The organism is Actinospica robiniae DSM 44927, from assembly GCF_000504285.1.
Lineage (GTDB): Bacteria > Actinomycetota > Actinomycetes > Streptomycetales > Catenulisporaceae > Actinospica > Actinospica robiniae.
On the sequence record NZ_KI632511.1, the window covers coordinates 6,181,915 to 6,206,539 of the forward strand.

The 24,625-nt window shown below is 71.8% G+C and carries 22 protein-coding genes and 1 tRNA gene; 11 read left to right on the plus strand and 12 right to left on the minus strand.

Annotation, left to right across the window (positions count from 1 at the left end; all coding sequences use genetic code 11):
* Nucleotides 1-29: 29 nt before the first annotated feature.
* Complete coding sequence (locus ACTRO_RS26390; RefSeq protein ID WP_034267263.1) at nucleotides 30-785, plus strand: phosphoglyceromutase; 756 nt, start codon at nucleotides 30-32, stop codon at nucleotides 783-785.
* 104 nt (nucleotides 786-889) lie between these two features.
* On the opposite strand, the gene phoU is transcribed toward ACTRO_RS26390, so the two are convergent.
* The gene (gene phoU / locus ACTRO_RS26395; protein WP_034267267.1) at nucleotides 890-1,528 is read right to left on the minus strand and encodes a phosphate signaling complex protein PhoU; all 639 of its coding nucleotides are present in this window, start codon (nucleotides 1,526-1,528) and stop codon (nucleotides 890-892) included.
* 176 nt (nucleotides 1,529-1,704) lie between these two features.
* Here phoU and ACTRO_RS26400 point away from each other — a divergent pair, with 176 nt between their 5' ends.
* Together ACTRO_RS26400 and ACTRO_RS26405 are read left to right on the plus strand one after the other, a co-directional pair.
* A complete protein-coding gene (locus tag ACTRO_RS26400; protein ID WP_245594493.1) occupies nucleotides 1,705-2,919 on the plus strand; it encodes a sensor histidine kinase in 1,215 nt (404 codons plus the stop codon).
* Between the two features lie 5 nt (nucleotides 2,920-2,924).
* Complete coding sequence (locus ACTRO_RS26405; RefSeq protein WP_483758847.1) at nucleotides 2,925-3,599, plus strand: response regulator; 675 nt, start codon at nucleotides 2,925-2,927, stop codon at nucleotides 3,597-3,599.
* Between the two features lie 110 nt (nucleotides 3,600-3,709).
* Here the strand turns inward: ACTRO_RS26405 and ACTRO_RS26410 are convergent, their stop codons facing one another.
* Both ACTRO_RS26410 and ACTRO_RS26415 read right to left on the minus strand, forming a co-directional pair.
* On the minus strand, nucleotides 3,710-4,456 hold the full coding sequence (locus ACTRO_RS26410) for a hypothetical protein (RefSeq protein WP_034267273.1): 747 nt from the start codon (nucleotides 4,454-4,456) through the stop codon (nucleotides 3,710-3,712).
* Between the two features lie 293 nt (nucleotides 4,457-4,749).
* Nucleotides 4,750-5,055 (minus strand): hypothetical protein, encoded by a 306-nt coding sequence (locus ACTRO_RS26415; protein WP_034267276.1) that lies wholly within the window; start codon nucleotides 5,053-5,055, stop codon nucleotides 4,750-4,752.
* Nucleotides 5,056-5,367: 312 nt separating this feature from the next.
* Here ACTRO_RS26415 and ACTRO_RS26420 point away from each other — a divergent pair, with 312 nt between their 5' ends.
* Both ACTRO_RS26420 and ACTRO_RS49875 read left to right on the plus strand, forming a co-directional pair.
* Nucleotides 5,368-5,874, plus strand: coding sequence for a CarD family transcriptional regulator (locus tag ACTRO_RS26420; RefSeq protein ID WP_034267279.1), 507 nt, complete (start codon nucleotides 5,368-5,370; stop codon nucleotides 5,872-5,874).
* A gap of 40 nt (nucleotides 5,875-5,914) precedes the next feature.
* Complete coding sequence (locus ACTRO_RS49875; RefSeq protein WP_034267283.1) at nucleotides 5,915-7,180, plus strand: bifunctional 2-C-methyl-D-erythritol 4-phosphate cytidylyltransferase/2-C-methyl-D-erythritol 2,4-cyclodiphosphate synthase; 1,266 nt, start codon at nucleotides 5,915-5,917, stop codon at nucleotides 7,178-7,180.
* Between the two features lie 30 nt (nucleotides 7,181-7,210).
* Here ACTRO_RS49875 and ACTRO_RS26430 read toward each other — a convergent pair whose 3' ends face one another.
* Nucleotides 7,211-8,827 (minus strand): phytoene desaturase family protein, encoded by a 1,617-nt coding sequence (locus tag ACTRO_RS26430; protein ID WP_051451427.1) that lies wholly within the window; start codon nucleotides 8,825-8,827, stop codon nucleotides 7,211-7,213.
* A gap of 191 nt (nucleotides 8,828-9,018) precedes the next feature.
* On the opposite strand from ACTRO_RS26430, the gene ACTRO_RS26435 reads away from it, so the two are divergent.
* Together ACTRO_RS26435 and ACTRO_RS26440 are read left to right on the plus strand one after the other, a co-directional pair.
* Nucleotides 9,019-9,204, plus strand: a complete 186-nt coding sequence (locus ACTRO_RS26435; RefSeq protein WP_034267286.1) for a hypothetical protein — start codon at nucleotides 9,019-9,021, stop codon at nucleotides 9,202-9,204.
* Nucleotides 9,188-9,619 carry a VOC family protein gene (locus tag ACTRO_RS26440; protein WP_034267289.1) on the plus strand — a complete coding sequence of 144 codons (432 nt, stop codon included), beginning with the start codon at nucleotides 9,188-9,190 and terminating at the stop codon, nucleotides 9,617-9,619. Before ACTRO_RS26435 ends, ACTRO_RS26440 begins: the two co-directional genes overlap by 17 nt.
* 417 nt (nucleotides 9,620-10,036) lie before the next feature.
* On the opposite strand, the gene ACTRO_RS26450 is transcribed toward ACTRO_RS26440, so the two are convergent.
* Both ACTRO_RS26450 and ACTRO_RS26455 read right to left on the minus strand, forming a co-directional pair.
* Nucleotides 10,037-10,240, minus strand: a complete 204-nt coding sequence (locus tag ACTRO_RS26450; protein ID WP_034267295.1) for a hypothetical protein — start codon at nucleotides 10,238-10,240, stop codon at nucleotides 10,037-10,039.
* Between the two features lie 106 nt (nucleotides 10,241-10,346).
* Nucleotides 10,347-10,419: transfer RNA gene (locus ACTRO_RS26455), tRNA-Thr, on the minus strand.
* A gap of 241 nt (nucleotides 10,420-10,660) precedes the next feature.
* On the opposite strand from ACTRO_RS26455, the gene ACTRO_RS26460 reads away from it, so the two are divergent.
* Nucleotides 10,661-11,746 carry an ABC transporter ATP-binding protein gene (locus ACTRO_RS26460; protein ID WP_034267298.1) on the plus strand — a complete coding sequence of 362 codons (1,086 nt, stop codon included), beginning with the start codon at nucleotides 10,661-10,663 and terminating at the stop codon, nucleotides 11,744-11,746.
* 104 nt (nucleotides 11,747-11,850) lie between these two features.
* Here ACTRO_RS26460 and rlmB read toward each other — a convergent pair whose 3' ends face one another.
* The 3 genes from rlmB to ACTRO_RS26475 are packed head-to-tail and all read right to left on the minus strand — an operon-like array spanning nucleotide 11,851 to nucleotide 15,215.
* Nucleotides 11,851-12,858 (minus strand): 23S rRNA (guanosine(2251)-2'-O)-methyltransferase RlmB, encoded by a 1,008-nt coding sequence (gene rlmB, locus ACTRO_RS26465; protein ID WP_034267301.1) that lies wholly within the window; start codon nucleotides 12,856-12,858, stop codon nucleotides 11,851-11,853.
* A gap of 46 nt (nucleotides 12,859-12,904) precedes the next feature.
* Entirely contained in the window at nucleotides 12,905-14,305 is a 1,401-nt protein-coding gene (gene cysS, locus ACTRO_RS26470; protein ID WP_034267304.1) for a cysteine--tRNA ligase, read from the minus strand.
* 46 nt (nucleotides 14,306-14,351) lie between these two features.
* On the minus strand, nucleotides 14,352-15,215 hold the full coding sequence (locus ACTRO_RS26475) for an HhH-GPD family protein (protein WP_051451428.1): 864 nt from the start codon (nucleotides 15,213-15,215) through the stop codon (nucleotides 14,352-14,354).
* Between the two features lie 79 nt (nucleotides 15,216-15,294).
* Between ACTRO_RS26475 and ACTRO_RS43945 the strand changes: the two genes are divergently transcribed.
* Complete coding sequence (locus ACTRO_RS43945) at nucleotides 15,295-16,080, plus strand: hypothetical protein (RefSeq protein ID WP_157436458.1); 786 nt, start codon at nucleotides 15,295-15,297, stop codon at nucleotides 16,078-16,080.
* An 89-nt stretch (nucleotides 16,081-16,169) separates the two neighbouring features.
* Here ACTRO_RS43945 and disA read toward each other — a convergent pair whose 3' ends face one another.
* On the minus strand, nucleotides 16,170-17,261 hold the full coding sequence (gene disA, locus ACTRO_RS26485) for a DNA integrity scanning diadenylate cyclase DisA (protein WP_051451430.1): 1,092 nt from the start codon (nucleotides 17,259-17,261) through the stop codon (nucleotides 16,170-16,172).
* 71 nt (nucleotides 17,262-17,332) lie between these two features.
* Entirely contained in the window at nucleotides 17,333-18,796 is a 1,464-nt protein-coding gene (gene radA, locus ACTRO_RS26490) for a DNA repair protein RadA (protein WP_051452504.1), read from the minus strand.
* Nucleotides 18,797-18,961: 165 nt separating this feature from the next.
* Here radA and ACTRO_RS26495 point away from each other — a divergent pair, with 165 nt between their 5' ends.
* Nucleotides 18,962-20,233 (plus strand): RNA polymerase sigma factor, encoded by a 1,272-nt coding sequence (locus ACTRO_RS26495; RefSeq protein ID WP_034267310.1) that lies wholly within the window; start codon nucleotides 18,962-18,964, stop codon nucleotides 20,231-20,233.
* 158 nt (nucleotides 20,234-20,391) lie between these two features.
* The gene (locus ACTRO_RS26500) at nucleotides 20,392-22,869 is read left to right on the plus strand and encodes a BACON domain-containing protein (protein WP_157436459.1); all 2,478 of its coding nucleotides are present in this window, start codon (nucleotides 20,392-20,394) and stop codon (nucleotides 22,867-22,869) included.
* Here the strand turns inward: ACTRO_RS26500 and ACTRO_RS26505 are convergent.
* Complete coding sequence (locus ACTRO_RS26505) at nucleotides 22,851-24,614, minus strand: hypothetical protein (protein WP_051451431.1); 1,764 nt, start codon at nucleotides 24,612-24,614, stop codon at nucleotides 22,851-22,853. The two genes, ACTRO_RS26500 and ACTRO_RS26505, sit on opposite strands and share 19 nt — an antisense overlap.
* Between the last annotated feature and the right edge of the window lie 11 nt (nucleotides 24,615-24,625).

Sequence of the window (24,625 nt, forward strand, 5' to 3'; positions counted from 1 at the left end):
GCCGTGAGCCGCTCGGATAGTCTCTGACCATGGCTGACAACTACCGCCTCGTGCTGCTGCGCCACGGCGAGAGCGCGTGGAACGCGAAGAACCTGTTCACCGGCTGGGTGGACGTGGACCTCACCGCCCAGGGCGAGGAGGAGGCGATCCGCGGCGGCCGGCTGCTCGCGGAGCGCGGCCTGCTGCCCGACGTGCTGCACACCTCGGTGCTGCGCCGGGCCATCCGCACCTCCCAGCTGGCGCTGAACGAGATCGACCGCCACTGGATCCCCACCTCGCGCAGCTGGCGGCTCAACGAGCGCCACTACGGCGCGCTGCAGGGCAAGGACAAGGCGCAGACCCTGGCGGAGTTCGGCGAGGAGCAGTTCATGCTCTGGCGCCGTTCCTACGACGTGCCCCCGCCCCCGCTGCCCGAGGACGACGAGTACTCGCAGTTCCACGACCCGCGCTACGCCGTGCTCCCGGGCGAGGTGCGCCCGCGCACCGAGTGCCTCGCCGACGTGGTCGACCGGATGCTGCCCTACTGGTACGACGCGCTGGTGCCCGACCTGCGGGCCCACCGCACCGTCCTGGTCGCCGCCCACGGCAACTCGCTGCGCGCCCTGGTCAAGCACCTCGACGGCATCTCCGACGCGGACATTGCCGGCCTGAACATCCCCACCGGCATCCCGCTCTACTACGAGCTCGACGCCGACCTGCGCCCGGTCGTCCCCGGCGGCGAGTACCTCGACCCGGCCGCCGCGGCCGAGGCCATCGAGGCGGTCAAGAACCAGGGCAAGAAGTAGCTCGCAGACCCGCACCACGCGCGACGCCCCGCCGGACGAATCCGGCGGGGCGTCTCCCGTTCTCCCTGTGCTGTGCTGCCACCGTCCGGGCCGCCCCGGACGGCCTAGTATTCGCCGGTGACCAGGAAGACCATGCGGCGCGCGACGGAGACGGCGTGGTCGGCGAAGCGCTCGTAGTAGCGCCCGACCAGGGTCACGTCGATCGCGGTCTCCACCGGGTACGGGGTGCCCTCGTGCAGGAGCGCGCTGAACAGGGCCCGGTGCAGCCGGTCCATCGCGTCGTCCTCGCTCTCGAGCAGGCGGGCCGCCTCGACGTCGCGGCCGTCGATGATGTCGCCGGTCTTGCGGGCCAGCTCCTCGCCGATCCGGCCCATCTCGGCCACGGTCTCGCGCAGCTCCTCCGGGATGGCGATCTCCGGGTAGCGCAGCCGGGCCACCTTGGCCACGTGCCGGGCCAGGTCGCCCATGCGCTCGAGGTCGGCGCTCATCCGCAGCGAGGTGATGATGGTGCGCAGGTCGCCGGCCACGGGCTGCTGCCGGGCCAGCAGGTCAAGGGCGCGTGCGTCGAGCGCCTTCTGTAGGCCGTCCACCGCGTCGTCGGCAGCGATGACCTTCTCGGCCAACTGCAGGTCGGCGTTCATCAGAGCCTCGGTGGCCTCGTTCAGCGCGAGGGCCACCAGGCCGGTCATCTCGATCAGCGTGGCGCCGATCGAGTCGAGCTCTTCGTGGTAGACGTCGCGCATGGATCACTCCTGAAGGGATGGAACGGGGACTAGCCGATACGGTACGGGGTCAGTTGTTCGCCAGGCCACGCCGATGGATGAATCAAACGCAACCCACACGTGAATTCTCGGCGACGGAAGGCGTTGGTGGCCCTCGAGCCTTCGAAACGCCTGGTTTGGCCGCTTACTCTGATCGTGTGCACATATTCGTCGCCTCCGCCTTTCACGTCGCGGCGGCCTCGGCCTCCGCGCTGATAGCGCTGGTGGTGGGGCTCGCGGCGGGCCTGGCGTTCCGCTGGAGCGAGCGTGACCGGTCGCGGCTCGAGTCGCAGCCGGAGCCGCTCGTGCCGCCCGGCGTCGCGGCGGTGCTCCAGGTGCTGCGCTCCTCGGCGGTGCTGCTCGACCCGAGCGACGCCGTGGTCAAGGCCTCGCCGGCCGCGCACGCGATGGGCCTGGTGCGCGGCCAGCGGCTGGTGCCCGAGGAGCTGACCGGGATCGCCCGGCAGGTCCGCCGGGACGGCGAGATACGCCAGGTCGAACTGGAGCTGCAGCGCGGCCCGCTGGGCCAGGACACGCTCGCGGTGTCCGTGCGGGTCGCCCCGCTCGGTGCCCAGCTGGTCCTGGTGCTGGTCGAGGACCGCACCGAGGCCCGCCGGGTGGACGCGGTGCGCCGCGACTTCGTGGCCAACGTCAGCCACGAGCTCAAGACCCCGGTCGGCGCGCTCTCGCTGCTGGCCGAGGCGGTGCTCAGCGCCAGCGACGACCCGGACGCGGTGCGCCGCTTCGCCGGACGGATGCAGAAGGAGGCGCACCGGCTGACCAACCTGGTGCAGGACCTGATCGACCTGTCCCGGGTGCAGGGAGACGACCCGTTGGCCAAGGCGGTCGCGGTGGATCTGGCCGAGGTGGTCGCGGCGGCCCGGGAACGGGTGGCCGAGGTGGCCGAGGCCCGGCAGATAGAGCTGGTGGCCAGCGGCGCCGAGGACGTGCGCGTCCTGGGCGACCTGGGCCAGCTGACCACGGCGATCGGCAATCTGGTGGAGAACGCCGTGAACTACTCACCTGATCGGACCAAAGTGGTGGTCTCGGTCCGGATCGAGGGCGACCTGGCCGAGGTGTCCGTCACCGACCAGGGCGTGGGCATCCCGGACCAGGACCTCAACCGCATCTTCGAGCGCTTCTACCGGGTGGACCCGGCGCGCTCGCGCGTGACCGGCGGCACCGGCCTCGGGCTCGCGATCGTCAAGCACATCGCCGCCACGCACGGCGGCGACGTGTCGGTCTGGAGCGTGGAGGGCGCCGGCTCCACCTTCACCCTGCGGCTGCCGGTGGCCCAAGGCGCCCCGGTGTCCGAGCTCGAACCAACCCACAGCCAACCGATCAGAATCACGACAGGGAGTCGAACGACGTGACCAGGGTGCTGGTAGTCGAGGATGAGGAGTCGTTCAGCGACCCGCTTTCCTACATGCTGCGCAATGAGGGCTTCGAGGTGGCCGTGGCGGCCACCGGACCCGAGGCACTCGACGAGTTCGACCGGCACGGGGCGGACCTGGTGCTGCTCGACCTGATGCTGCCCGGCCTGCCCGGCACCGAGGTCTGCCGGCAACTGAGGACCCGCTCCAGTGTCCCGGTGATCATGCTGACCGCCAAGGACTCCGAGATAGACAAGGTCGTCGGCCTCGAGCTCGGCGCCGACGACTATGTGACCAAGCCGTTCTCCTCGCGCGAGCTGGTCGCCCGGATCCGCGCGGTGCTGCGCCGCCACGGCGGCCAGCCCGAGGAGCTGGAGGACTCGGCGCTCGAGGCCGGGCCGGTCCGGATGGATGTGGAGCGGCACACCGTGAGCGTGGCCGGCAACGGCGTGCAGCTGCCGCTCAAGGAGTTCGAACTGCTGGAGATGCTGCTGCGCAACGCCGGCCGGGTGCTCACCCGGATGCAGCTGATCGACCGGGTCTGGGGCGCCGACTACGTGGGCGACACCAAGACCCTCGACGTGCACGTCAAGCGGCTGCGCGCGAAGATCGAGCCGGACCCGGCGCTGCCGCGCTACCTGGTCACGGTCCGCGGCCTGGGCTACAAGTTCGAGCCGTGAGCCCGCGCGGCGCCGCGGCGCGCCGCACCTGAGAAAGCCGGACGGCCTCCCCGCGGGGAGGCCGTCGTCGTTTCGTCTCGTGCCGTGAGCCGGCCGGGGCCGGCCCGGGCTCAGAGGCTCGAGCTGGGGTTCGGCGTGCCGGAGACGGTCACGTTGGCCGAGGCGCTGCCGGTGGCCGTGGCCGGGGTGCTCGCGGTCGGGATGCCCGGGGAGACCAGCGGCGTGGCGCTGCCCGGCTCGATCGTGGGCAGCGCGGTGGCGGTGGCCGGGCCGTTCGGGTTGTAGGCGGCCCACAGGCCGGCGTTCGGCTGCACCTGCGCGGTCACGGTGGCCTTGCTGCCGTCCGAGAAGGAGTAGACGACCTGGGCGTTCTGCCCGGCCACCACGCCGGGGCCGGTGGCCAGCAGCATCGGCTGGCCCTGCTGGCCGAACTGCACCGAGCGCATGCCGGGGATGGTCACGTCGTCGCCGGCCACCTGGACGCCCGGGGCCACGTTCGAGGCGGCCGCGGCCTGCACGTTCATCGGGTTGCCGTTGACCGTGACCGAGGTCAGCTGGAGCGAGCTGCCCTGGTCCGGGTTGGTGTTGGCGAGCTGCCCGATCACCTCGGCGTTGCCGGTGTTCGAATCGGTCACGACCCACACGTTGCTGATCCACATGTAGCCGGCGGTCGCCATGCCGGAGTCCGGCTTGATCTGGTAGACCTGGGGGTCGGTTCCCGCGGAGCAGGCCGCCAGCACGGGCAGGGCGACCACCAGCAGCGCTCCGCCCAAGGCGGTGCGGTTGCGGCGGCTGCGCAGGATGTTCGAGTGCGAGGCTCGCGGGCTAGGCGCGCTGGAGTGGGGGTTGCTGCTCACGGTGGGTCAGGCTCCTCGCGGTGGCTGCTGTGGTCGCTTTAAGAACGTATTTAGCCACAGCGTACTGACCGCGTTTGACGGCGACTCACCGGGATGCACGTTTACATAGCCGGTGCGGCGTTTCGCGCCCCGGATCGGGTGCGTGCGTGGACGTATGGTACTGATTCGTCCGATTGGGCTCGACCGAAGGGTCGAGCGCCCGCGGACGTCGCCGAACCGGCCGGGCCGGTCCCGCGGCGACCGCGGGCGCGCCACCGATCTGATCTCACTGTGATCGCCTTACCTGTCTCGCCTTACCTGATCGCCCCGAGCGCCGTGACCACGGACGCGGAGAGCAACGCCGCCGCCAGCAGGATGGCCACCACGCCGCGCGGGGTGCCCAGGACCCGGAACGTCCTGGCCAGCCGGCAGCGCCGTCGTACCCATCGCAGCTCGCGGAAGTAGCGCCGCTGGTCCGGCATCAGCTCTCGGGGGTCTAACGGGGCGCGCCACTGCCCCTCGGTGATGGCCGTTCCATCCGGCCAGTGCGCCACGACCGCCGCGTCGGGCTCGTCGCGGGCGCCGTCCCACGACGAGGAATACTCGCTGCTCGAATCCACGAACAATCACCCCACCTAACGAGGGCACAAGTCCAAGCACGCGCTGTACGAGCATTGTGCGCCCGTACGTCGCGCCTGCCCAGAGTGTTGCCGCTCCAGATGCGGCGAAACCCCTCCGCACGCCCCGTTCGGAAGGTGTGAAACGAAGATTCTTGGGCAGCGTGGCGGGCCCGCCACGCCGCGCTGACCAGGGGCGAGTACGCCATCCGCACGGTTGTCAAGTGGGCATCACCTATCTGACCTGGGCAAACGCCCTTCAGAAACCGCTGTGAGCGTGTTATCCTGGTTACCCACGGAAGGGGTACGCATCACATGACGTTCAAGGTTGGCGAGACCGTCGTCTATCCCCACCATGGGGCCGCCCTCATCGAAGCGATCGAGACCCGGATGATCAAGGGTGAGGAGAAGGCCTACCTCAGGCTCCGCGTCGCCCAGGGTGATCTGACCCTCATGGTACCCACCGACAAACTCGAGGATGTCGGCGTCCGCGACGTCGTCGACCAGAACGGGCTCGACCAGGTCTTCGAGGTGCTCCGTGCGGAGTACACCGAGGAGCCCACGAACTGGTCCCGGCGCTACAAGGCCAACCTGGAGAAGCTGGCGTCCGGCAACGTGATCCGGGTCGCCGAGGTCGTGCGCGACCTGTGGCGGCGCGACCGCGAGCGCGGCCTGTCGGCCGGCGAGAAGCGGATGCTGGGCAAGGCCCGGCAGATCCTGGTGAGCGAACTGGCCCTGGCCGAGTGCACCAACGAGGACAAGGCCGAGTCCATCCTGGACGAGGTGCTCGCCTCCCAGGTCGGCCCCGCCGCCACCGCCTGACCCCCGGACCTCCCGCACCACGAGACCATCCGTTGGCACCGTGACCCCACTCCCGACGCCGCGCACGGCCGCGCTCGTTCCCGCGGCCGGCCGCGGTGAACGGCTCGGTCCGGGCGCCCCGAAGGCTCTGCGCTCGATCGGCGGCGAGCCGCTCCTGCGACACGCCGTACGCGGGCTGCTGGCCTCCGACCGGATCGACCTGGTCGTGGTCGCGGCCCCGCCCTCCGGTGAGGGCCTGGCCGAAGTGGCCCGCATCCTCTCCACCCTCCGCTCCGAGGCGGGCGTCTCCGTCGGCGAGGTGCTGATCGTGCCGGGGGGAGCCACCCGGCAGCAGTCGGTCGCCCTCGCGCTCGCGGCCGTACCCGCGGACTTCGACGTCGTACTCGTGCACGACGCCGCACGTGCGCTCACCCCGCCGGCCACCATCGCCGGCGTAGTGGACGCCGTGCGGGCCGGAGCCGACGCGGTCATCCCGGTCCTGCCCGTCGCCGACACGATCAAATCCGTACGTCCGCGCTCTGAGACACCCGAGGCCGCGGCGGCGTACGACACGGTCGGTCAGACGGTCGACCGCAGTTCCCTGCGTGCCGTCCAGACCCCGCAGGGCTTCCGCCGCGATCTGCTCGAACGCGCCCACGCCGCGGCCGGCCACGACGCGACCGACGACGCGGGCCTCGTCGAGGCACTGGGCCTGCCGGTGGCGATGATCCCCGGGCACGTCGAGGCGTTCAAGGTCACCACCCCGTTCGACCTCGTGCTGGCCGAGGCTGTGCTGGCCGCGCGGATCAAGGAGCCCCCGATGCCCGCGATCAACCTGCCCATGGTCGGTATCGGCGTGGATGTGCACGCGTTCGCCACCGAAGCCGACCTCGAGACCGAGCCGCGCCCGCTGCGCCTGGCCGGGCTCGACTGGCCGGGCCAGACCGGCCTGCTCGGCCACTCCGACGCCGACGTGGTCGCCCACGCGGCCTGCAACGCGCTGTTCTCGGCGGCGGGCCTGGGCGACCTCGGCTCCAACTTCGGCACCGACCAGCCCGAGTGGAAGGGCGCCGCCGGCATCGTGCTGCTGGCCGAGGCGGCCCGGCGGGTGCGCGAGTCCGGCCTGCACATCGGCAACATCGCGGTGCAGCTGATCGGCCAGCGCCCCAAGCTCGGCCCGCGCCGCGCCGAGGCGGAGGCCGTGCTCGGCGAGGCGGCCGGCGCGCCGGTCCGGGTGAGCGCGGCCACCACCGACGGGCTGGGCTTCACCGGCCGCGGCGAAGGGCTCACCGCCATCGCCACCGCGATCGTCTTCCCGACCGACTGACGCCGCGTCAGTCGCGGCGCCGCCGCCGGCTCAGCGCCCGAGCTCCCGGCCCTGGCTGCGCTGGATCCGCCCGGCCAGGCACAGCGCCGCCGCGCGTCCGGGGATGCCGCTCACCGCACCGCCGCGCACCGCTCCCGAGCCGCAGACCACGATGTTCGGGTACTGCGTCTCCACGCCCCAGCTGCCCGCCGGATGGTGCCCGCCCGCCCACGGCCAGTCCAGATCGCCGTGGAAGATGTGCCCGCCGGGCATCGCCAGCTGCGCCTCCACGTCCAGCGGGCTGAGCGCCTCGATGCACGGCTCGCCGTTGGCGTCGAGGGCCAGGCACTCCTCGATCGGCTCGGCGAGATGCCGGTTGAGTCCGGCCAGCGCGAGCTGCACGGCCCGCTCCTTCGCACCTTCCTGCCGGAACAGCCGGGCCGGGGTGTGCAGCCCGAACAGGGTGATCGTGTGCAGTCCGGCGCGCGCGGCGTCCGGGCTCAGGATCGTGCGATCCGTCAGCGTGTGGCAGTAAGCCTCGAACGGCAGCGGGTCCGGCAGACGTCCGGCTTCCGAATCCTGATAGGCCTTCGCCAGCGTGTCGGCCGACTCGTCCACGTGGAAGGTCCCGGCGAACGCCTGCTCCGGCGCCATGCCGGACTTGAGCGCGGGCAGCCGGGAGAGGACCAGATTGACCTTCAGCTGGTTGCCCTCTGGCCACTCCGGCGCCGGCTGGCCGAGCAGCTCGGCCAGGATCTGCGGCGCCAGGTTGGCCGCGACGTACCGTGCCTCGATCTGCTGCTCGCCCTCAGCGGTTCGGTAGGTGACGCTCGCGATCCGGCCGTCCGTCTCCACCCGGGTCACCGTCGCGCCGGTCCGGATCCGCGCGCCCGCCTTCAGCACGGCCCGCTCGAGCGAGCCGGTCACCGCGCCCATGCCGCCGATCGGCACGCGCCACTCGCCGGAGTGACTCGCCATCACGTGGTAGAGGAAGCACCGGTTCTGCCGCAGGCTCGGGTCGTGCGCCCAGCTCTGCGTGCCGATCAGCGCGTCGGTCAGGACGACGCCGCGCACCTCGTCGTGCTCGAAGGTGCTCTCGACGATCTCGCCGAGCGGCCGCTCCATGAAGTCGCCCCAGAAGGCCGAGCCGCAGGCCTCGCGCAGCGCCTTCATCAGCACTCCGCGTCCCGGCAGCGGCTCGAGCAGTGTCGGCGCGATCACCCGTCCGGCCTTGCCGATCCGCTCGTAGAAGCGTTGCCAGGCCTGCCAGTCCCGGTCGGAGCCGGTGATGCGGCGGAACGAGTCGACCGTGGCGGAGCCGGGACGCCGCTCGACCAGCAGGCCGTCGGCCCGACCGTCGCGCAGCACCGGGGTGTAGGACGCCACCGGCCGGGACCGCAGCTCGAGGTCGAGCTCCAGGTCGCGTACGACTGCGTACGGCATCAGCGAGACCAGGTACGAGTAGCAGGAGAGGCGCGCCTCGATCCCCGGGAAGAGCTGGTCGCTCACCGCCGCCCCGCCGACCCGGTCGAGCCGCTCGAGCACGGTCACCCGCAGTCCGAACTTGGCCAGATAGGCCGCGGTCACGAGGCCGTTGTGGCCTGCGCCGAGCACTACGACGTCGGTCTGGGCCGGCGCGCGATACCGCCCGGTCGCGGTTTCGGCCATGTGCTCTCCCGTCGAACGGTACCCGGCCCAGCCAAAACCCCGGCCGGAACATCAGCATACGGTCGGTTCCGGGGTGGATCGAGGCCTTACCTGAAGTTATATGCCCCGGCACGCCGCGATGAACGCGTTTGACCCGGTCGTCGCGTCGCCGAATCGGCCCACTTCGTCTCTCAACGCGAGGCGCCGAAGCGGTGACGATCGTGCTCGCCGCCGGCACCGCCGCCCCCAGCCCCTTCAGCCGCCGCCACACCGCCGCCCGCAGCCGCGTCGGCTCCGACGGAATGCGATCGACCAGCACCAGCGACCCGGTCGCCGACAGCACGCAGTGCGGCAGCAGCGCGATGGGCGACACTCGGCTGCATGGCAGCAGCAACTGATCGATCATCAGCCCACGGCACCCTCCATCACGTCGAGCTCTGGGTCCCCGACCTGAGCCGAGCCGTCCGCGGCTTCGGCTGGCTCCTCGCCGAACTCGGCTACGAGCAGTACCAGGACTGGCCGGATGGAAGAAGCTGGCGCAAAGGCGCGACCTACATCGTCGTCGAAGCATCCCCCGCCCGCACGGCCGAAACCCACGACCGCCGCCGCCCCGGCCTGAACCACCTCGCGTTCCACATCCGCGACCGCGCCACCCTCGACGCCCTCGTCGCAATAGCCCCCGAGCACGGCTGGTCGCTGATGTTCCAAGACAGCCACCCCTACGCGGGCGGCGAACAACACGAGGCGGGCTATCTAGAGGACGAGGACGGCTTCGAGGTAGAACTCGTGGTCGTCCGCGACGAAGAAGGCTGATGGGTGGGTGGCCACGTTCACCATCCCGGCCGGAGCAACCGGGTTCACCGACCGCAGCGCCTACCCGCGCTGCCTTGCCGTTACGGCGTCAGCGTGGTGAGTCACGCGACGACGCCGGGACCTCTCGCCGAGGGTGACCGCTGCCGCCATCAACGGAACATATACGCACATGTGCAGGAGAAGGGACTTCATCACGTGGTCGTGAAACGTCAGCACTGAGAGAAAGATCCCCACGAGACCTGCCACGTATACAACGACCACGTTGACGGCAAAGAAAATCGGCAGCGACTGCGCCCGCATCCATCTGGTCATGTCAGCATGATGGCAACCCTGTCACTGCCACGCCAGCGGTATGCGCAACCACTCCGATGCGAGCTCGGCGCAAAATCGAACAGAACAGGCCATACCCACCGGCGTTCAGATGAAGGGGCCGTCGAGAACCTCGTATTCGCACCAGTCCCCGATGACGTACTGCTTGGAGTACTCGAAGGTCGCGGTCCGGTCGGCGGCAGGCCTGCGTGGCAGGTGCAGCCGGACTCCGGTGATGACACCGTCCTCGAACCCGCCGAATCGTGCGAAGAACTCCGTGCGGGTGTCCGCGGTGAGCCGGGTAGCGGTCATCTTCGGGCCACCTCGGCCTTCCCTCTGCCGATACATGCGCTGCTCGACTCGTCCTCGGCGGTGTACTCCGCCGACTGACCTGAGATCTCCGGTGATTCTCGTTGGGAGCCGACGGGGGGACTCGAACCCCCAACCACCTGTTTACAAGACAGGTGCGCTGCCAATTGCGCCACGCCGGCCGGTGCCGGGCGACGTGGGGCGCCGCTGCCGGACGCTGCCATGGTACCGGGCGGGGCGGGTGGGGGACAGCGGATTGGGGAGTTGGGAGGGCTGGGGCTCTTGGCAAAAGGATCGTAAGACTATACGGTCGGACGAGGTCCTGTCTGCTCAACCGCTGTGTGCGACTGCTCGGGCGGGGCCATGGCCTTCCAACTCGGATCGTCCGGCACGTTCCTGCCGGTTGAAAGGGTGTATCCCACCATGGCTGGTGTTATCTACGAAGCTGCATCGTGCATCTACCCGGGCGCCGAGCGCCCGGCTGTCGATCAGCTCAACCTCGACATCCAGGACGGCGAGTTCCTCGTGCTCGTCGGCCCGTCCGGATGCGGCAAGTCCACCTCCCTGCGCATGCTCGCGGGCCTCGAGGAGGTCACCTCCGGCGAGATCCGCATCGGCGAGCGGGACGTGACGAACCTGCCGCCGAAGGACCGCGACATCGCGATGGTCTTCCAGAACTACGCGCTCTACCCGCACATGACCGTGGCCGACAACATGGGCTTCGCGCTCAAGATCGCGGGCGTGCCGAAGGCGGAGATCCGCACCAAGGTCGAAGAGGCCGCGAAGCTCCTCGAGCTGAGCGAGTACCTCGGCCGCAAGCCGAAGGCCCTGTCCGGCGGTCAGCGCCAGCGCGTCGCGATGGGCCGCGCCATCGTGCGTGAGCCCAAGGTCTTCCTCATGGACGAGCCGCTGTCGAACCTCGACGCGAAGCTGCGTGTGCAGACCCGTACGCAGATCGCCTCGCTCCAGCGCCGTCTGGGCATCACCACCGTCTACGTCACGCACGACCAGGTCGAGGCCATGACCATGGGCGACCGCGTCGCGGTGCTCAAGGACGGCCTGCTGCAGCAGTGCGACACCCCGCGCCACATGTACGAGCGGCCGGCCAACGTCTTCGTGGCCGGATTCATCGGCTCCCCGGCGATGAACCTGATCGAGGCCCCGATCGTCGACGGCGGCGTGGACTTCGACGGCGCCATCGTCCCGGTGGACCGCGCGGTCCTGGGCCGGGCCGAGGGCGGCACGGTCACCGTGGGTGTGCGGCCGGAGTCCTTCGACCTCGTCGCCGACGGTTCCCGCGGCGTCAAGGTCCAGGTCAACGTCGTGGAAGAGCTCGGCGCCGACGCGTTCGCCTACGGCACCGCCAAGGCCAACGGCAAGGACGTCGACGTCATCGTCCGCGTGGACGCGCGCAACACTCCGGCCAAGGGCGAGGACCTGTACGTGGTGCCGAAGGCGGGCGAGACGCACGTCTTCTCGACCACGACCGGGCAGCGCATCTCCGACTAAGCGCAGCCAGACGTAAGAGCGGCGCCTCCCGATCGGTCATCGATCGGGAGGCGCCGCTCTTTGCTTCGTCAGCGGATCGCCGGCGGGCCTGCGCGGCCGCGCGGCTAGAGCCGGCCGGCCCGCCGGCGGCGCTGGGCCACCTCGTAGAGCGCGATGGCTGCGGCCACGCCCGCGTTGAGCGACTCGGTCGCCGCGGCGATCGGGATACGCACCGTCAGGTCGCAGGTCTGCTGCACCAGCCGGGACAGGCCCTTGCCCTCCGAGCCGATCACGAGCGCCAGCGGGTCCGAGCCGGCCTCCAGGTCGGCCAGGTCCACCGTGCCGTTCGCGGCCAGGCCGACCACGACCAGGCCCTGCTTCTGGTACGACTCGAGCGTCCGGGTCAGGTTTCCGGCCTGGGCCACCGGGACGCGCGCGGCGGCACCGGCGGAGGTCTTCCACGCACCGGCGGTCATTCCGGCGCTGCGACGCTCCGGGATGACGACGCCCTGCGCGCCGAACGCGGCGGCGGAACGGATCACGGCGCCGAGGTTGCGCGGGTCGGTGACGCCGTCGAGGGCGACGATCAGCGGGGTCTCGGCGGCGTCCTCGGCCTGCCGCAGCAGGTCGTCCGGGTGCGCGTAGGAGTACTGCGGGATCTGCAGCGCGACGCCCTGGTGGATGGCGCCGTCGGTGAGCCGGTCCACCTCCTGGCGGGAGACCTCGAGCACGGGCAGGCCGCGCTGGGTGGCCAGGGTGATCGACTCGCGCACCCGGTCGTCGATGTCGATCATCGCGGCGACGTACAGCGTGGTCGCCGGGATCTGCGCGCGCAGCGCCTCGACCACCGAGTTGCGGCCCGCGATCAGCTCGCTGATCTGCCGGTTCGCCTTGTACGGGACCTTCGGGCGGGCGGGGCCGCGGCCACCGCTGCCGGTGCCCTGGGCGCGGCGGGTCGCCGAGGCGGCCCGCTTGGCCGCGGGGTGCTTGGCCCGGTCCACCGCCTTCGGCGTCGGGCCCTTGCCCTCGAGGCCCTGCTTGCGCTGCCCGCCCGAGCCCTTCATCGCGCCCTTGCGCGAGGATCCTGCCTTGTTGCCGCGTCCACCGAGGCCGCCGCCCTTACCGCCTGCCATGTCAGCGGCCTTTCTGTTATTCGTGTTCCGTTTTCGGATGGTCTGATCAGGTGAGGGTCCACCGCGGCCCGGCCGGGGTGTCCTCGATCTGCACGCCGGCCGCGCCGAGCGAGGCCCGGATCTCGTCGGCCGCCGTGAAGTCCTTGCGGGCGCGCGCCGCCTGCCGCTGCTCGAGCGCGACGGCGACCAGCTTGCCGATCGTCTCGCGCAGCTCGGCCGCGTCGTCCTGGTCGGCCTCGCCGGCCCACGGCTCGCTGAACGGGTCGAGGCCGAGCACGCGCAGCATCGCCAGCGTCTCGGCCAGCCGCGCGGCGACGGTCTCCTTGTCCCCGTCGGCGAGCGCGACATTCCCGGCTCGCACGGTCTGGTGCAGCACCGCTATCGCCTGCGGGACGCCGAGGTCGTCGTCCATGGCCTCGGCGAACGCGTCCAGCACCTGGTCGTTCGCCGCGACCGGGCCGGCCAGCTCCACCGCGCGGGTGAGGAACTGCTCGATCCGAGCGTACGCCGTGCCCGCCTCCTCGATCGCCTCCTCAGAGTATTCGATCATGGAGCGGTAGTGCGGATTGACCAGGTAGTAGCGCAGCACGACCGGCCGGTGCCGCTTGGCCACCTCTTCGACGAGCAGCGCGTTGCCGAGCGACTTGCCCATCTTCAGGTTCTTGACCGTCACCCAGGCGTTGTGCAGCCAGTACTGGGCGAACGCGTCGCCGACGCCCTTGGACTGGGCGATCTCGTTCTCGTGGTGCGGGAAGATCAGGTCGAGGCCGCCGCCGTGGATGTCGAAGGCGGTGCCGAGGTACTTGTGCGTCATCGCCGAGCACTCGAGGTGCCAGCCGGGCCGGCCCGGGCCCCAGGGGCTGTCCCAGAACGGCTCGCCCGGCTTCGCGCCCTTCCACAGGGTGAAGTCGCGCGGGTCCCGCTTGGCGTTCTTCGGGTCGGCGTCGTCGGCGCTGAGCATGTCGCCGAGGCGCTGGTTGGACAGGGCGCCGTACTCGGGGAACGAGCGCACGTCGTAGTAGACGTCGCCGCCGGCGGCGTAGGCGTGACCGCGTTCGATCAGGTCCGCGGTCATCGCGATCATCTCGGGGATGTGGCCGGTGGCGCGCGGCTCGACGCTCGGCGGGAGGCAGCCGAGCAGGGTGTAGGCCTTGGTGGCCTCCCGCTCGTACCTGCTGGCCACCCGCCAGTACTCGACCTCCTGCTCCGCGGCCTTCCTGAGGATCTTGTCGTCGATGTCGGTGACGTTGCGGCAGTAGGTGACTTCGAACCCGCGGTAGGTGAGCCAGCGCGCGAGCACGTCGAATGCGACACCGAAACGGATGTGCCCGATGTGGGGCGCGCCCTGGACAGTCAGCCCGCAGCCGTAGATCGAGACCTTGCCCGGGGTGAGGGGCACGAAGTCGCGAACGCTGCGCGTGGCGGTGTCATAAAGGCGGAGAGTCACAGTGACAAGGCTACCGGGAGATCACGGCTGCTCTCGCTCGAAATGGCTAAGGCAGCCGGTACTGGTTGTCCGCGGTGCGCACGGCCAGACCGTCGGCGATCAGGCCCTGCAGAGCGCGCCCGCGCTGGGCTTCGTCGGGCCAGGCCGTGAACAGCGCGTCCGCCTCCACCGGGGCGTGCGCCGCGCGGAGTACGGCGAGCAGCGCGCCGCGGCACTGGCGGTCGGTGCCGGTGTACGTCTGGCCGCGACGGGCCGGGCCGACGTGCTCGGGGTAGCCGGAGTCGCGCCATTTGCACAGCTCGGCGACCGGGCACTGCTCGCATCGCGGGGTCTTCGCGGTGCAGACCAGCGCGCCGAGCTCCATCGAGGCCGCCGCCCAGGCCGCGGCGTCGGAGGCCTGCTCGGGCAGTATCCGCCGGGCCAGTTCGCGCTCGGCGGCGCTGACCGCGGTGGCCGGGTACTGGGCGCCGGAGTACGCGCGGGCCAGCACCCGGCGCACGTTCGTGTCGAGGACGGCGTGCCTGCGGCCGTAGGCGAAGGAGGCGACCGCCGCCGCGGTGTAGTCGCCGATGCCCGGCAGAGCCCGTAGTTCGTCGTAGTCCGACGGAACGACGCCGCCGTGCCGCTGCGCGATCGCGGTCGCGGCCCCGTGCAGCCTCAGCGCGCGGCGCGGGTAGCCGAGCCGCCCCCAGGCGCGCACGGCCTCACCGCTCGCCTCCGCGGCCAGGTCGCCCGGCTCGGGCCAGCGGGTGAGCCAGACCTCGTATACCGGCAGGACGCGCGAGACCGGGGTCTGCTGCAGCATGAATTCACTGACCAACACGCCCCAGGCACCTGCTTCGGGCCGACGCCACGGCAGGTCCCGCTGGTTCTGCCGGTACCATCCGACAGTGAGTTCGATCACGGACATGACCACATTGTCCCATTGTCGAACACGCTGGCTGAACAATCCTTCGTAGTGTGTCCTCGATGCCTTAAGGTGACGTCCCGTGGGTACCTTCCGCAACCCGGTGGGTCCGCTGCCTTCTTCTGTTTACTGGCGGCGGCGTCTCGTGGTGCTCGGAGTCCCGCTCTTCATCATCCTGTTGATCGCCTATGCCTGCAGCGGAACCTCCGGCAACCCGCAGAGCACGTCCGGCGCCATAGGGGCACAGTCCAGCGCGACCCCGAGCGGCGGCGCCGTGATCACCCCGGCCCCGGGCGAGACGCAGTCCGGCCCGCCCGAGGGTTCTTATCCGGGCGGCGGCCCCGGCGGAGGCAATGGCGGGTCCAACGGTGCGGCCGGCGGCGCGACCGGAACCGCCGGCGCGACGGGCTCGGCCGCGGCCGGTTCGGTCGGCGGCGCCGCGGGTGGCACGGGCGGCGGCGGAGGCAGCGGCTGCGCACTGACGCTGACCCTCGCGCTGGACCGCACCTCGGCCTCGGGGCCGGTCACCTACCCGGCGGGTACGTTCCCGACCTTCAAGATCACCGGCACCGACTCCGGCTCGGCCAACTGCACCGTCGACGTCTCCGGGCGCTCGCTCGTGATCACGGTCGCGGCTCAGGGTTCGAGTACGCCGAAGTGGAGTTCGGCGACCTGTTCCGGCGCCGGCGATCTGCGCGTGCTCGGCCCGTCCGACTCGCAGACGTTCCCGGTGCAGTGGAAGCGCTGGGAGTCGCAGGGGCAGACGTGCCCGGTCTCGAAGCTGCCGACGGTCCCGCCGGGCAGTTACACGGTGAGCGTGTCGGTGGACGGCGTCTCGGCCACGCCCGTCTCGTTCGTGCTCGCCTGATCCCGGCGAGCAGAGCGGAATCGGCCGACCGGAACCAGCCGGCCTGGATCAGCCGACCGGAATCAGCAGGCGGAACCAGCCGACCGGAATCAGACGTAGCGCTCGAGGATCGAGGACTCGGCCAGCCGGGACAGGCCCTCGCGCACGGTGCGGGCGCGGGTCTCGCCGACGCCTTCGACCGCCTGCAGATCGGCCACGGAGGCGGCCAGCAGCTTCTGCAGCCCGCCGAAGTGCTCGACCAGCCGGTCGATGACGGTGTTGGGCAGCCGCGGCACCTTGGCCAGCAGCCGGAAGCCGCGCGGCGAGGCGGCGGAGTCCAGGGACTCGGCGCTGCCGGAGAAGCCCAGCGCGCGGGCCACGGCGGTGAGCTCCAGCAGTTCGGTGCGGTCGAGCGCGTCGAGGTCGGCGAGGGTCTCCGGCACGGTGCGCGACTTGCGGCCGCTGCGCTCGATCAGGTAGTCCCGGGCGACGAGCTCGCGGTCCGTGTCCACGCCCGCGACCAGCTCGTCGAGCTGCAGCTCGAGCAGCCGGCCGTCCACGCCGAGCTGGACCACGTAGCCCTCGATCTCGACCGCGATCCGCCGCACCATCTCCAGCCGCTGCGCCACCTGAGCGACGTCGCGGACGGTGACCAGGTCCTCGATCTCCAGCGCGGAGAGCGTGCCGGCCACCTCGTCGAGGCGCAGTTTGTAGCGCTCGAGCGTGGCCAGGGCCTGATTGGCCTTGGACAGGATGGTGCCGGAGTCCTCCAGCACGGTGCGCCGGCCCTGGTGGTAGAGCGCGATCAGCTGCATCGACTGGCTGACCGAGACCACCGGGTACCCGGTCTGCTTATTCACCCGTTCGGCCGTACGGTGCCGGGTTCCGGTCTCCACCGTGGCGATCGCCGGGTCCGGCACCAGCTGCACCCCGGCGCGCAGGATCCGGGAGCCGTCCTTGGTGAGCACGACCGCGCCGTCCATCTTCGACAGCTCGCGCACCCGGGTGGCCGAGAACTCCACGTCCAGCACGAACCCGCCGGTGCAGATCGACTCCACCATCTTGTCGAAGCCGAGCACGATCAGCGCTCCGGTGCGCCCGCGCAGAATGCGCTCAAGGCCCTCGCGCAGCGCGGTGCCGGGGGCCAGTGCCGCCAGCGTCATGCGCTGCGAGTCCTGGCCCGCGGGGTCGTTGGCTGCCATGCTCGACGCTCCGTCGCTTTCGGGCTTTTGTGCGGATAGGTGCCGCGAGAATCGGTGATCCTGTGTGGATTCTACCGGCTGATCATCTGATTCCGCGGGCCGGAGTCCGCTGCGCGCCCCCTCGGCGCCCCGTCCGCCGGAGCGGTCAGGTCGTGCAGGGCCACGAGCGCGTCGGCGATGTCGGAGACCTCGATCACCCGCATCCCCTCCGGGGCCTTGGGCGCCTCGCCGCCCGGCGCCGGCCGCGGCACCAGGCCGATGCGGAAGCCGAGCCGGGCCGCCTCGGACAGTCGGCGGCCGAGACCGGAGACCGGCCGCACCTCGCCGGCCAGGCCCAGCTCGCCGAACGCGGCCACCGTCGGCGGCAGCGGCGCGTCGATCGCGGCCGTGGTCATGGCCAGTGCCACGGCCAAATCCGCCGCCGGATCCACCAGCCGCACCCCGCCCACGGTCGCGGCGAACACGTCGTTCTTGGCCAGCGGCACCCGGCCGCGGCGTTCCAGCACGGCCATCACCATCGAGACCCGCGAGCCGTCGAGGCCGGAATTGGCCCGGCGCGGCTGCGGCAGCGGCGAGGGCGCCACCAGCGCCTGCACCTCGCACACCAGCGGCCGGCGGCCCTCGAGCGTGACGGTGACGCAGGTGCCCGGCACCGCCTCGCTGCGCTGGGAGAGGAAGAGCCCTGACGGGTCGGGCAGGCCCTTGATGCCGGACTCGCGCATCTCGAAGCAGCCGATCTCGTCGGTCGGGCCGTAGCGGTTCTTGACCGCCCGCACGATCCGCAGGGTGGAGTGGCGGTCGCCCTCGAACTGCAGCACCACGTCCACCAGGTGCTCGAGCACGCGCGGGCCGGCGATGTTGCCGTCCTTGGTGACGTGCCCGACCAGGATGGTGGCCAGGTCCCGCTCCTTGGCCACCCGGATCAGCGCGGCGCACACCTCGCGTACCTGGGTGATGCCGCCGGCCACGCCGTCCACCTCGGCCGAGGCGACCGTCTGGACCGAGTCCAGGATCAGCAGGCCCGGGTCGACCGTCTCGATCTGGCCGAGGACGGCGGCCAGATCCGTCTCCGCGGCCAGGTACAGCTCCTCGTGCAGCGCGCCGATCCGGTCCGCGCGCACCCGCACCTGGGCCGTCGACTCCTCGCCGGTGATCACGAGGGCCGGGCGGGCCGAGCCGGGCCGCCCGCGCGCGGCGTACGCGGCGGCCACCTCGAGCAGTAGCGTGGACTTGCCGACGCCGGGCTCCCCGGCCAGCAGCACCACCGCGCCCGGCACCAGGCCGCCGCCGAGCACCCGGTCGAGCTCGTCCACGCCGGTCGGCCGGGCCTTGGCCATGGTCGCGTCCACCTGCGCGATCGGACGCGCGGGGGCGCTGACCGGGCCGGCCTTGACGGTGCGCGGCTTGGGCACGCCGAGCTCCTCCAAGGTGCCCCAGGCCTGGCACTCCGGGCAGCGGCCGAGCCATTTGACCGTGGTGGCCCCGCATTCCGCGCAGCGGTAGCCGGGACGGGCGGATTTGGTCGAGTTGGCCATGGCCGACACGGTAGCGGCAGCCGCCGACACGGCGCCGGACGGCCCGGCACGTGGCGGGGCGAGGCCGAATTTTTCCGGCATTTGCGGATCTTCGCGGCGAAGGGTCGTAACAGTTCGTACCGCTCAGTGGATTTCCAAACTCCCGATGGCCTAGCGTCCTGTGCCGTGAGCGACCGGGATTTGGTAGCCGCCCTGCGGGCGGGGGACCGGCTTGCCGCCGGGCAGGTCTACGACATATACGGCACGAGGCTATACGCGTACTGCCATGAGCTGCTCGCCGACCCGAAGCTGTCCGCGGACGCGCTTCGGGACACTTTCATCGTGGCGGTCAACCGGGTCCGCGGACTGGCCGACCCGGAGGAGTTCGGCGCCTGGCTCTACGCGCTCGCCCGCAACGAGTGCGTCCGGGTCGGGGTGAGCGACGACGCCCCGGCCGACGCCGCCGGCGCGGCCCGCGGCGACCGGCTGGCCCGGCTCGCGCTGGACTGCTACTCGATGCTCGAGCCGGAGAACCGCGAGCTGCTCGACCTGGCCTTCCGGCACCGCCTGGTGGACGCCGACCTGGCGCTGGTGCTCGGCCAGAGCGAGGCGCAGATCTCCAGCCGGGTGACGCAGGCCCAGGGCGATCTCGAGACCGCGCTGCTGGTGGTGCTGGCCGCGCGCACCGGCGACCCGAAGTGCCCCGACGCCTCGGACTTCGGCCGCCGCTTCGACGAGATCGACGGCAAGGGCGTGACGCACTGGCTGCAGGCCGCGAGCCGCCACGTCGAGCGGTGCGCCATCTGCGGCGACGCGGTGCGCAACCGCCGTCCGCTGCGCCTGTTCGAGGAGCTGCCGCACTCGTTCATGCCGCCCGGCGTGCGCTCCCGGGTGCTCGAGGCGCTGCGCGACCCGGCCGGCTCGGCCTTCGCCGAGCAGATCGCCGATCGCGCCGGCCGCTTCGACGAGGCCGGCTTCCCGACCGGCGGCAGCGCGAAGGTCTCGAACGGCCGCAAGTGGATCATGCCCGCGGTCATCGTGGGAGCGGTGGTCTGCGGTGTGGGCGTCTTCATGTGGATGACCCACGGAAGCGCTCCGGCCGCTACGGCGGACACGGTCACGACGACCAGCAGCGCGACGGCGGGTGTGCAGAGCACGGATGCCTCGGCGTCGGCGGGCGCGAGTGACAGCGCCAGCGCCAGTGCCAGCGCGTCTCTCTCGCCGTCCGCGAGCGCGTCCACCTCGGCGGCGGGGACCGGGAACCAGAACCAGAACCCGGGCACGCAGCAGAGCTCGCCTCCGCCGGTCAAGCAGACTTCGCCGAGCCAGAAACCGACCACTCCGAAGCCATCCCACTCTACGAGTACGCCTGCTGCGCCGCCGTCATCGAGCAGCGCTTCGGCTTCGGCGAGTGCTTCGCCGAGTACCTCAGGGAGCGCATCCGCGTCACCTCCGTGAGTCGTATTTGCCGAACATAGGGGAAAAGCCGGAGGTGACGCCTCCATCGGGTCTTTCACCCGAACTGATGAGGCGTCACCGCGGCCCCGGTCACTCATGCGGGTGATAGCCGGTTAATACGTACCCGTATGCACACGCCTCCGCCTAGCGTCGGTCGGGTGAACGCTGACACTACTGGTGGGGGGCGTGCCCTCCGCGGCGGCGTGCTCGGCGGGACGGCGGGCGACGGGTGGGGGCGCGCCGCCGCCTACGACGCCTACGCCGACGGACTGCACACCTACGCGCTCTGGTACCTGCGCGACCACGACGCCGCTGCCGACGCCCTCTACTGCGCCTTCGCCGCGGCGGACCGCAACCACACCACCCTCCAGCAGCCCGAGCAGATCCAGCCGTGGCTCTACGCGCTGCTGCGCCGGGAGTGCCGGCTGCGCGCCGGGGAGGGCGACGCGCCGACGCCGGTCTCCGGGCGGCTGCGGCCGAAGGCGGACGGACTCGGCGACTCGGGCGTGGGCGCTTCGCTGCTGCAGCTCGAGGGCAATCTGCGCCGGGCCGAGTTCCACTCCCTGGCCTGGTCCGAAGCCGAAGGGCTGGCGCCGGCGCACCGCGAGGTGCTCGAGCTGACCATCCGGCACGGGCTCGACAGCCGCGGGCTCGCGCTCGTCCTCGGCCTGCGCGAGGGGGCGGCCGGCCTGGCCTCCACCCGCGGGTTCGGGTTGCTGGCGGACGCCTGGCGGGAGCTCGAGCGGTCGCTGGCCGCGGCAGCCGTGGCCGGGTCCGGGCGGGACAACTGCGCCCAGCTCGCCGAGCTCACCTTCGGCTGGAGCGGCAAGCTCAACGCGACGCTGCGTGCCCCGCTGACCGAGCACGTGGACCGCTGCTCGCGCTGCCAGCACTACCTGCACACGGTCATCGGCACGCCGTCCGCGCCGACGATCCTGCCATTCGTCGCCGCACCGCGCGCGCTGCGGGATCTGCTGCTCGGCGAGCTCGCCGACGCGGACGCGGCGCAGACGGCGGGCGTGGATCTGATCGCGCTCGGCCGACGCTGCGGGTCGTTCGGGTCCGAGGGCTTCCCGGCCCGCGTAGACCTTTCGCAGAACTCCACGACGGCCGCCGCGGGGACGGGCGGCGGGTCGGCGCGCCCGCCTCGACGGCGGCAGGCGTCGGCACGCCTGCACCGGACCCCGCGTGCGGGCGGTGCGGGCGTGCCGACCGGCGCCGCTCGTCCCGCCGCCGCGCCGGAGGCGGCCCGGAGCGAGCAGCAGGCCAAGCCGGAAGCCGCGCGCAGCGCCGCGACCGCGTCGAGCGGGCCGGCCGCCGCGAACTCCCCGAGCCCGACGAGTGCCGTCCGGCCGACGGCGCGCACCGAGCGCCCGGTCCTGCGGGTGCCTCCGCGCGTGCCCGAGGCGGAAGACCTCTTTCGTGCCCGCGGCAGCTGGGCCGAGCGCGTCCTGCCCCCGCAGATCGCCGCGGCAGCGGCGGCCGCGGAGGATTCGCTGTGGCGGCCCGAGCCGGCGGCCGAGTTCATCCAGACCCCGTCCGGGCGCTTCGCCACGCGCACGCCGCTGCCGCCGCGCCCGCCCCGGCCGCAGACCGCGTCGTCCGCGCCGGCCTCGTCCGCCTCGAGGCCCGCGCAACCCGTGCCCGGTGACGCCGCGTCCGCGGCCGAGGTGAGCCGGCTGCCGCGCTACGCGCGCGGCAACAGCCGGCCCGCCGGTGCGCGGGCGCGGCACAAGGCCAGGCCCATGCGCCAGGCCGTCGTCTCGGCCATGGCGCTCGGGGCGATCGGCGCCGTCGCGGCCACCGCCGCGGCGCTGCTCGGCAGCGGCGGGGACCCGCAGGCGAAGACCATCGCCCTCGAGAACACGCAGCCCAACGAGGTCGTCGGCGGCGCGCAGACCCCGGCGGGCCGGCAGCCGACCCAGGACCGGCTGTCGGTGACCGTCACCACGGCCGGCGGGGGCGCCGCGGCGCAAGCCACCGGGCTCGGCTCGCCGCTCGGCACGGGTTCCTCGGCCGCCGTGAGCTCGCCGACCGTCGCGGCCTCGGGCGGGTTCTTCGTCTCGGTGAACCAGCGCGACGGCGACCCGTATAGCGTGCAGATCCTGCTGCGCAACGCCGGGACCACGCCGCTGAAGTGGTCGGCCTCGCCGGACGTGTCCTGGCTGACGCTCAGTCAGCGCTCGGGCACGCTCGCGCCGGGAGCGAGCCTCGCCGTCACGGCCACGGCCACCTCGGCCGCGCCGAGCGGGCAGTGGGTCGCGCACATCACCTTCCAGCCCGGCGGAATCCTCGTCACGGTGCACGGAGGGGTCGCGGCCCCGCCGTCGTCCGCAGCGTCGTCCGCAGCGGCGTCTGCATCCGCGCCCGCATCCGCGTCCGCATCGAGCACGCCGACGGTCGCCCCCAGCAGCAGCTCTCCGTCCTCCGCCCCCACGTCGCCGTCCTCCACTGCGAGCACGACACCGTCGACGCCCAGCGCGCCGCCGGCTTCGTCCACCACGGCGGCAGCCGGCGATTCCGCGACACCGAGTCAGACCGGCGGCGGTGCGACGGCGAGCGCATCGGCCTCGTCCACGAGGATCCGCAGGCCGGCGCCGTCGCGGACGGCCTCACGTCACGCGGCCACCCGGTAGAGCACGAAGATGCCGCCCTTGGCCACCTGCTCGGCCGGGAACCCGGCCGGCAGAGTTTCGTCGGCGATCAGCAGCACCCAGCCGACGTGATAGCGGGTCAGCAACGCCGCGCGCTCGGCCGGGGCGGTGTTCGCGCTGAGCATCGTCTTCATGGCGTCGGCACGGACGTCGTCCTCGGCCTCGCTGAGCTCCGGCAGGTACCACGGGCTCGACACGTTGTACGCGCCGTGCGCCGCGATCTCCATCTGCGACAGCTGCACGTCCGCTAGCGCCACGTCGGTCGGCTTGAGGTAGTGCTCGAGCCAGTCCTCGTGCGGGATCGCCTCGACGCCGGGATGCGCGCCTATCACGTCGGCGACGTCCGTGTTCAGCGGAGCCGGCAGCACGAGCAGCAGCGTCCCGGACTGCGCCCACAGGCCCAGAGCGGTCGCCAGGGCCACCGGCACGCCCCACGCGAACCGCAGCCGGCCGCCGCGCGGCAGCTCCGCGACGTGCACGGCGAGGGCCACCTGTACGGTGAACATCAGCATCGGCCAGCTGCGGCCGAAGGACCAGTGGCCGCCCAGCCAGCCGAGCACGACCACCGCGCCGATGCCGGCGAACATCAGCACCAGCACGTCCGTCTGCGACCGGCGCAAACGCAGCGCGAGCGCCAGCAGGCCGGGCAACGCCAGCAGATACCACGTGTCGATGTGCTGGTAGAGCACATGATGGATCGGGTCGAGCAGGTGCAGCTGGCCCTGACCGACAGACCACAGGTGGTAGTACGGCCAGATCAGGATCACGATCGTGCACACGGCGAGGCCGAGTAACAGTGCGCGGATAACGCGTCGGTCGCGCACGTCGCGGTGGCGCGCGGCAAGGATCGCCACGCAGCCGACGCATGCGCTCAGTCCGGTGAACTGATGCACCAACAGAAGCGCGCCGAGAAGGGCGCCGAGGCCCGCCATCAGCCGCCAGCGCAGCTCGGAACCGTTGAGCCAGGCCCACAGGTGCAGCGCCAGCGCCGTGCCGATCGTGCACGGATACGCCACGCAGTCGCACAGCGAGTCCAGCGACAGGAAGCCGCTGAAGCAGAAAGCCGTCGTGCCCCACCACAGCAGCAGACCGATCAGCGCCAGCGGCGGCGCCCACACGGCCGGAGTCAGGGTACGGACGAAGCGGTAGAGGCCCGACAGCAGCAGCAGGCCGTTGGCGAGCATGGCGAAGCGGTAGAGCGAGATCGCGCTGAGGCCGAAAGGCTTGCCCAGCAACGCCAGTGTGACCGTGTAAGGGCTGTAGTACGCACTGCCGCCGCCCACGTCGACCACTGGATTGCCCGGGTGCAGCGGGTTCGCGAGCAGCCGCCGCAGCACGGAGATGTGCAGCGTCAGGTCGTCGCCCCACGGCATCGGCCGCATCACGGCCAGCAGCAGGGCGACCAGCACCGCGCAGGCGACGACGTACGGCCGCTCCCGCGCGAAGAAACCGGCGACCCGAGCTGCTATTCGCGGCCTGCGAGGTACCCCGCCGTCGTCGGACCCGCCGCCCCGGCCGGCGGCTTCGGCCGAGGGCGGCTGGAGCGTGGTGGTCACGGCGGCGATCCCATCGGAGCGTCGGGTGCGGACGCCGCCGGGCGCGGAAGCGGCGCGGTGCGGCGCGGGTTCCGGGAGCGTCCTGGATCTCGGCAGCGTACTACCGGCGCCGGCGCCTGCCGCGTCCGCCTCGGTCTCCGCCTCGTCGCCGAGGGCGCCCGCCTCCCGCATGCCGCTCCTTC